This window comes from Streptomyces sp. NPDC004752, from assembly GCF_053601275.1.
In genome coordinates this window covers 23,685-31,947 of the sequence record NZ_JBSGBN010000110.1, presented here as the reverse complement: position 1 = coordinate 31,947, position 8,263 = coordinate 23,685, and the positions used below count along the sequence as shown (strand labels likewise).

Genomic DNA, 8,263 nt, shown 5'->3' with positions numbered 1-8,263 from the left:
CGCTGTTGAGTTCTCAAGGAACGGACGCTTCCTTCGTACTCACCCTCTCGGGCTTTCCTCCGGGCGCTTCCCTTCGGTGTTTCCGACTCTATCAGTGATTTTCCGTCTCCCTGACCACTCTCCTGCGGGCATGCAGAAGGGGATCCCGAGATAAGGATCTGATGAGTATGGGTTCTGCTGAGCAAGGACAGCCGATGGCGGCCCTGGTCTCAAGCAGGTGCACGACTGTACAAGGGACCGTGAAGAACGCGCAAATCTATTACTGGTGGTCTAGTCCATTAAATGGTAACTTTCGTGCGGAACCCGTACTTCACATGACATACGCTGCTGCTCAGTGCGCCGTCCCGGACTGACGGTGACGGCCCATCATTGATCTCCGCCCCTGGGAGGCTTCCCATGACCACCGTGTTGTCCCCCCTGGCAGGACGCGCCATCGCTCTGGCGTCCGTACCCGATCCGGTCTTCTCCGGGGCCATGGTCGGACCGGGCACCGCGATCGATCCCGTGCGGGAGCCCTGCGAGGCCGTCGCTCCCGTGGACGGCGTCGTCGTCTCGCTGCACCCACACGCCTTCGTCATCGTCGACGAACGGGGGCACGGTGTGCTCACACACCTCGGTATCGACACCGTGCAGCTCAATGGCGAGGGCTTCGAACTGCTCGTCGACAAGGGCGACACCGTGACGCGCGGTCAGGCCGTCGTGCACTGGAACCCTGCCGCCGTCGAGTCGGCCGGCAAGTCTCCGGTGTGTCCGGTCGTGGCGCTGGAGGCCACGGCCGACTCCCTCTCCGACCTCCGTGAAGACGGCGACGTAAAGGCGGGCGACAGTCTCTTCGACTGGGAGTGACGTCTTGACGGGGAGTGACGTCGGTGCCGTCGCATGACGGCGAGTCGGACAAGCACCGCGGCGGCGGGGCCCGCCGCACTACCGGAGGCGGGTGAGATGGAGACAACACTTCGAGGCGTCGGCGTGAGCCACGGTGTGGCGATCGGCGAGGTTCGGCACATGGGAACGGCTGAGTTGGAGCCGCCTGCCCAGCAGATTCCCGCGCAGGAGGCGGAGCGTGAACAGGGGCGCGCCCGTCAGGCCGTGGACGCTGTGGCGACCGATTTGACAGCGCGCGGCAACCTGGTGGGGGGCGAGGCCCAGGCGGTGCTCGACGCACAGGCCATGATGGCCCAGGACCCCGAGCTGATGGCGGACGTGGAGCGCCGTATCGCCGTCGGCAGCACGGCCGAGCGCGCCGTCTACGACGCCTTCGCCGCATACCGCGAGCTGCTGGCCGGCGCCGGTGAGTACCTCGCGGGGCGGGTGGCCGACCTCGACGATGTGCGGAATCGTATCGTCGCCCGGCTGCTTGGGGTGCCCATGCCGGGCGTCCCGGACAGCGACGAGCCGTATGTACTGGTCGCTCGTGATCTGGCGCCGGCCGACACGGCGCTGCTCGATCCGGCCCTCGTCCTCGGTTTCGTCACCGAGGAGGGCGGGCCGACCAGTCACAGCGCGATCCTCGCGCGTGCGCTCGGGGTCCCGGCCGTGGTCGCGTTGCCGGGTGCCGGTGAGCTTGCCGAGGGCACGGTGATCGCCGTCGACGGAAGCACCGGCGGCATCTTCGTGAACCCGAGCGAGGAGAGGAAGGCGCAGCTGGAGGCCGCAGCGGCCGAGCGCAAGGCCGCGCTTGCCGCCTCGACCGGGCCGGGTGCCACCTCCGACGGGCACAAGGTCCCGCTGCTGGCGAACATCGGCGGTCCGGCGGACGTACCGGCGGCCGTGGAGGCGGGTGCGGAGGGTGTCGGTCTCTTCCGTACCGAGTTCCTCTTCCTCGACGACAGCAAGAACGCGCCCGCCGAGGAGCAGCAGGCCGCGGCCTACCGGCAGGTGCTGGATGCCTTCCCGGAGGGCCGGGTGGTCGTGCGGGTGCTCGACGCGGGTGCGGACAAACCGCTGGACTTCCTGACGCCGTCCGACGAGCCGAACCCGGCACTGGGTGTGCGGGGTCTGCGGGCGTTGCTCGACCACCCGGAGATCCTGCGGACACAGCTGACCGCGCTGGCCAGGGCGGCCGAGGGACTTCCGGTCCATCTCGAAGTGATGGCGCCGATGGTGGCCGACCGTGCCGACGCTCGCGCGTTCGCGGACGCGTGCCGGGCGGCCGGGCTGCAGGCGAAGCTCGGCGCCATGGTGGAGATCCCCTCGGCCGCGCTGCGGGCGCGTTCGATCCTTCAGGAGGTCGAGTTCCTGTCGTTGGGGACCAATGACCTCGCCCAGTACACGTTCGCCGCGGACCGTCAGGTGGGGGCGGTGTCCCGGTTGCAGGATCCGTGGCAGCCCGCGCTGCTCGACCTGGTCGCGCTGTCGGCGGAAGCGGCCAGGGCCGAGGGCAAGAGCTGTGGGGTGTGCGGTGAGGCCGCGTCGGACCCGCTCTTGGCCTGTGTGCTGGCAGGGCTGGGTGTCACCTCGCTCTCCATGGGGGCGGCATCGATTCCCTATGTCCGCGCGACGCTCGCGAAGCACACGCTGGCCCAGTGCGAGCGGGCCGCGTCCGCGGCTCGGGTGACGGACAGCGCCGAGGAGGCGCGCGCCGCGGCCCAAGCGGTGCTGTCCGGGGAGTAGTGCGTGGCGCCGGGCGGTCTCGGCAGTTGTCCAGGGGCGCTCCGCGCGCGGGCGGGGCGCCCCTGGTGCGTTCAGTGGTGGTGTCCCGGTGTCCTGCCGTTGTCTCCGAGGTCGGGAGGTTCGCAGTAGTCGACTCCTGATTCGGGGGAGATCAGCTCGCCCGATTCCACGTCGGTGCAGTAGGCGTCGAAGACCTCTCCGGCCGTGAGGGGTTCCAGGCCGTCCTGCCGGATCCGCCAGCCGTAGACGCGGTCGGCGGTGCCGGGGGCGCTGGTGCGCATGACGAGCCCCCCGGGGCTGGGGGTGGCGATGCCGAGTGCCAGGACCGTCGTGAATTCGAGGGCCTCTGTCTCGTCCAACTGTGTGGCACCTGCCGTGTCCTGGTCCGCGTGGAGGACGGACACGAGGGTTTCCGCTGTTCCCGAGACGCTGCACACCAGGTGGCGGTCGCCGGGCGAGGCCGTGTCGAGGATGCGGACGAGGAGGGTCGAGGCCCGGGTGAAGGCCGCGTGTCCGATGTCTTCTCCGCAGGTGGCACAGGGGCCGAGGCGGGCCAGCAGGGTGCTGGCGTATTCCCAGGTGGCCTGTCGGACGGCGGCGTCGACGAGTGAGGGCACGAGGTCGACGAGGTCCTGGCCCTCGTAGGGAACGGTGGCTCCCGTGGCGGCGAGTTCCGCGGTGAAGCGTGCGCGGCTCGCGGGGGTGTCCGGTTCGAGGCCGGTGTCCGCGCAGAATTCGGCGTATTCCTCGGGGTCGAACAGGGCGACGGTGGTGTGGTTGCCGTGGGCGGCGCGGATCCTGAGGAGGGCTTCCACCTGTTGGAGGTAGGCGGTGTGGTCGTCGAAGGCGAAGGTGCGGTAGCGCCGCATGGTTCGGAAGTCCTGCTCGTCGGTCAGCAGGCCGAGGGTGCCGGCGATCTCGCGGCGCAGGACGCGTCGCATGGTCTGGTGGTCGGTGTGCGCCATGTTTCCCCCTGTGTGCAGTCGATCAATGCTCACTCACAGTAACCGGCGGCACTGACAACGGGCCCGGTTCGGTGAGAGCCGGGGCGACAGGGGGTGGGTGAAATGGGACCTGTCTAGATTTTCCGCCGATCATTCAGCCGCGTTTGCGTGCCAATGCCTCGTAGAAGTCCAGCAGATCGAGATTGTCGATGGAGCCCGGGTTGACTGCCTTCTCCAGGGGCGTGCCCTGCAGGAGGCGCTTGACGGGGACCTCGATGCGCTTTCCGGTGAGGGTGTGCGGGACGCCGGGCACTTCGATGATCTCGTCGGGGACGTGGCGGGGCGAGAGCTGTGCGCGGATGGCCTGCTTGACGCGGTTGCGGAGGTCCTCGTTCAGGACGGCTCCCGGGGCCAGGTGCACGAACAGCGGCATCCAATAGCCCCCGTCGGGCTGCTCGATGCCGATGACCAGGGACTCCTTGATCTCCGGGAGGCGTTCGACGACCTCGTAGATGTCGGCGGAGCCCATGCGGACGCCCTGGCGGTTGAGCGTGGAGTCGGATCGGCCGTGGATGACGACGGTGCCGCGGGAGGTCATGGAGATCCAGTCGCCGTGCCGCCAGACTCCCGGGTAGGTGTCGAAGTAACTGTCGTGGTAGCGGTTGCCGTCGGGGTCGTTCCAGAAGTAGATCGGCATCGACGGCATGGGGTTAGCGACCACCAGTTCGCCCACCTCGTCGATGAGGGGCTTGCCGCTCGGGTCCCAGGACTGCAGATCGGTGCCCAGGCCGGGGGCCTGGAGTTCGCCGGTGTAGACGGGCAGCGTCGGCACGGCTCCGGCGAAGCAGGAGCACACGTCCGTGCCGCCGCTGACGGAGGCGATCCACAAATCGTCGCGGACCTCGTCGTGCAGCCAGCGGAACCCGTCGGGGGGCAGGGGCGACCCGGTGGTCGCGACGCACTGCACCCGGGAGAGGTCGAAGTCGTGCGCGGGGCGCACGCCGGCCTTGCGACAGGCCATGACGTATGCGGCCGAGGTGCCGAAGAGGGTCGCGCCGGTGCGTTCGGCGATCCGCCACTGGGCGCCGGTGTCCGGGTGTCCGGGGCTGCCGTCGTACAGGACGATCGTGGTACCGGTGAGCAGGCCGGAGACGAGGAAGTTCCACATCATCCAGCCGGTCGAGGTGTACCAGAAGAAACGGTCCTCGGGGCCTAGGTCGCAGTGCAGGCCGAGCTGTTTGAGGTGCTCGACGAGGATGCCACCCTGGGACTGGACGATGGCCTTGGGCAGGCCGGTGGTGCCGGAGGAGTACAGCACCCACAGGGGGTGGTCGAAGGGGACCTGCTCGAAGACGGGTTCCACGTCGGCCGAGGTCAGCGCCGACCAGTCCAGGGCGCCGTCGGGCGCCTCGGTGCCGAGGAGCGGGATGTGGACAACGGCGCGCAGGGTGGGCAGTTCGCGGCGCAGTTCGGCCACGGCGTCGCGGCGGTCGTGCTCCTTGCCGCCGTAGCGGTAGCCGTCCACGGTGAACAGGACGACCGGTTCGACCTGCTGGAAGCGATCGAGGACGCTGCGGGCGCCGAAGTCGGGGGCGCAGGAGGTCCAGACGGCGCCGACGGCGGCCGTGGCGAGGAGTGCGACGACGGCCTGCGGGATGTTCGGCAGGTAGCCGCTGACACGGTCCCCCGGGCGTACGCCGAGGGCGCGTAGTTCGGCGGCCAGGGAGCCGACCTGTCGGCGCAGCTCGGTCCAGGTGACCGGGCGTGGCTCGTGGGTCTCGTCCACGTACAGGAGCGCGGGTTCGTCCGCGCGGGCCGTGGCGGCGCGCAGGGCGTGCTCGGCGTAGTTGAGGGTCGCCCCGGGGAACCACTGTGCGCCGGGCATCGAACGGTCGCCGAGCACGCGCGCGTAGGGCGTCGAGAAGCGTACGTCGAACCACTCCGTGACGGCTTTCCAGAAGGTGTCCAGCTGGTCCACGGACCAGCGGTGCAGTGCCGGATAGCCGCCCTGGGACGGGGCGCCGTGCCGTTCGGCCGCCCAGGACTGGAACTCGGTGATGCGTGCCTGGGCGATCCGTTCCGGATCTGGCTGCCAGAGCGGCAGGGGGTTCGCGGTCGACATGGGGCGGCTCCCGGACTGTACGCGTCGTGTGCGTTGCTCGCGCACGGGATTACATGGTGCGCGTGACTCGGCTGACACGGACGATGCCATGTGATCGACTTCTACACCAGGGTGCGCCCCACATACTCCGTGTCGTAAGGATGTGGTCCCGGCACGGGTGAACGGCAGTTGAACGACACGCATGTGTGCGGCGCTCAATGGCAGGGTGATCAGCATGGACGGTCGTGACCTGGTGCGTTCGGTGAGGTTGGTCGGTTCGATGAGAGCGGCTCAGGGGTTGCGTACCGTGCGGGCGGCGTGGCGCAGAAGGCGTACCGACGCGGTCGGATTGCCGCCGCGCGGCGCGGAACGCGCGCGGGTGCCCGGTCCGGTGCGGGGTGCGGAGCCCGGGCCCGGGGGTGGTGTGATCCGGTTCACGAGGTCCGAGTTGCGGATCACCGTCGCCGTGAACGGGGCCGTCTTCTGGGGCTGGGACGGGGCGGGTCCCGAGCCGTCGTACGCGCTCGCGGGACGCTGTCCGGACCCCGATCCCCGGGCCGTGCTGGAGCCGGACACCGACGGCGGCTGGCGGGTCGTGGCGGAGCGGGTGACGGTGGTCGTCTCCCGGCATGGGGCGATCGAGGTGTGCACGCCCGGGGGCGTCATGCTCCGCCGGGATCTGCCACCCCGGTGGTGGGAGCCGGTCGGCGGGGGCCCGGCGCGCTGGATGCAGCGCTCGGAGGTGGCCGCCGATGCGCGTTTCTTCGGTCTGGGCGGGCGCGCGTCCGGGCCGCGGCTGCGCGACGGGACGTACCGGCTGTGGAACACCGATCCCGGCCGTGCCTTCTCCCCCGGCGACGATCCGCTCTACATCACCATGCCGGTGCAGTTGGTGGTTGCCGACGCGGCGACGCATCTGGTCTTCCATGACAGTTCATGGGACGGAACGGTGACGCTGCGGGAGGGCGAGGAAGGCGCCGGCTCCGGCCACGACCGGACCGGGAGGTGCGAACTCCGGATGGACGGCGGCCCGTTGCGCTGCTGGGTGATGGTGGGCACCCCCGCGCGCGTGCTGCACGTATGGGCCTCGCTGACGGGGGCGCCCGCGTTGCCGCCGGCATGGGCGCTCGGCCACCATCACGCGCGCTGGGGCTTCGGCAGCGAGCAGGAGGTCCGTCGGATCGTCGCGGGCTACCGGGAGCGTGGTCTGCCGCTGGACGCCGTTCATCTGGACATCGACCACTACGACGAGCACCGGGTGTTCACCGTCGACCACGAGGGCTTCCCGAAGCTGCCGGCGCTCGCCGAGGAGCTGCGGCGCGAGGGGATCCGGCTGGTGTCCATCGTCGACCCGGGGGTGAAGGCCGCTGCGGGCAACGCCGTGTACGACGGCGGCACGGCCGTGGACGCCTTTGTCCGGGACCCTTCGGGTCAGGTGGTGCGGGGCGTGTCGTGGCCGGGCGAGTCGGTCCATCCGGATTTCACGCACGCGCGCGTGCGCACGTGGTGGGGCGGGCTGTACGAGGAGCGGCTCGCTCAGGGCTTCGCGGGCTTCTGGCACGACATGAACGAGCCGACGTCCTTCAGTGCCTTCGGGGAGTCGACACTGCCCCGCTCGGCCCGGCACTTCCTGGAGGGCCGCGGCGGAGACCACAGGGAGGCGCACAACGTGTACGCGCTGTGCATGGCCGACGCGGCTCACGAGGGGCTGCGCAAGCTGAACCCCCAGGAGCGGCCGTTCCTCTTCTCGCGCTCCGGTTGGGCCGGAATGCAACGCTACGGGGGCACGTGGTCCGGGGACGTGGCCACCGGCTGGCCGGGGCTGCGGGCGTCCCTGTCCCTGGTGCTGGGCCTCGGGCTGTGCGGGGTGCCGTACTCGGGGCCGGACGTGGGCGGTTTCGACGGGAGCCCGTCGCCCGAGCTGTTTCTGCGCTGGTTCCAGCTCGGCGCGTACCTGCCGCTGTTCCGCACCCACGCAAGCCTGCGGGCGGGGCGCAGGGAGCCGTGGGAGTTCGGCAACGAGGTGCTGGAGCACGCGCGCGTGGCGCTGGTGGAGCGTCGGCGTCTGCTGCCGTACTTCATGACGCTGGCGCATCTCGCCCGGCGTACGGGCGCGCCTTATGTGCGTCCGGTGTGGTGGGGCGCTCCGGAGGACCGGGCGCTGCGTGACTGTGAGGACGCGTTCTTGCTGGGCGACAGTCTGCTGGTGGCGCCGGTGCTGGATCCGGGCGCCGACCGGCGTGCGGTGTACGTGCCGCGCGGGCGCTGGTACGACACGGTCACCGAGCGGGTCTACGAGGGACCGGCGCAGGTACTCGTCGACGCGCCGCTGTCGCGGATTCCGGTGCTCGCACGCGCGGGTGGTGTCGTGCCCGTGCGGGGCGCGGACGGCGGGCTCGAACTGGAGGTGTGGGCGCCGGCCCGCGGCCGGACCGGCGGTGGGCCGGTGGTGCCGGATGCGGGCGACGGCTGGGACGAACCGGAGCTCGAACGCTACGTCGCCCGCTGGTCGGGGCGTCGGGTCGTGGTCACGCGGGACGGGGAGGACGGCGTGCGTGAGCCGTGCCACCCGGTGCGCATACGGGGGCTCGGGTGAGCCCCGGGC

5 protein-coding genes are annotated in these 8,263 nt (G+C 70.4%); 3 read left to right on the top strand and 2 right to left on the bottom strand.

Features of this window, described 5'->3' with window-relative positions:
* The first annotated feature begins 396 nt into the window (after positions 1-396).
* Positions 397-846, top strand: coding sequence for a PTS sugar transporter subunit IIA (locus ACWEKM_RS34250; RefSeq protein WP_451625163.1), 450 nt, complete (start codon positions 397-399; stop codon positions 844-846).
* A 96-nt stretch (positions 847-942) separates the two neighbouring features.
* The gene (gene ptsP, locus ACWEKM_RS34245) at positions 943-2,613 is read left to right on the top strand and encodes a phosphoenolpyruvate--protein phosphotransferase (RefSeq protein WP_451625162.1); all 1,671 of its coding nucleotides are present in this window, start codon (positions 943-945) and stop codon (positions 2,611-2,613) included.
* A gap of 71 nt (positions 2,614-2,684) precedes the next feature.
* On the opposite strand, the gene ACWEKM_RS34240 is transcribed toward ptsP, so the two are convergent.
* Together ACWEKM_RS34240 and ACWEKM_RS34235 are read right to left on the bottom strand one after the other, a co-directional pair.
* Positions 2,685-3,578 (bottom strand): hypothetical protein, encoded by an 894-nt coding sequence (locus ACWEKM_RS34240; RefSeq protein ID WP_451625161.1) that lies wholly within the window; start codon positions 3,576-3,578, stop codon positions 2,685-2,687.
* Positions 3,579-3,711: 133 nt separating this feature from the next.
* Positions 3,712-5,679, bottom strand: a complete 1,968-nt coding sequence (locus ACWEKM_RS34235) for an acetoacetate--CoA ligase (protein ID WP_451625160.1) — start codon at positions 5,677-5,679, stop codon at positions 3,712-3,714.
* Positions 5,680-5,893: 214 nt separating this feature from the next.
* Between ACWEKM_RS34235 and ACWEKM_RS34230 the strand changes: the two genes are divergently transcribed.
* Positions 5,894-8,254, top strand: coding sequence for a glycoside hydrolase family 31 protein (locus tag ACWEKM_RS34230; RefSeq protein ID WP_451625159.1), 2,361 nt, complete (start codon positions 5,894-5,896; stop codon positions 8,252-8,254).
* The last annotated feature ends 9 nt before the right edge of the window (positions 8,255-8,263 follow it).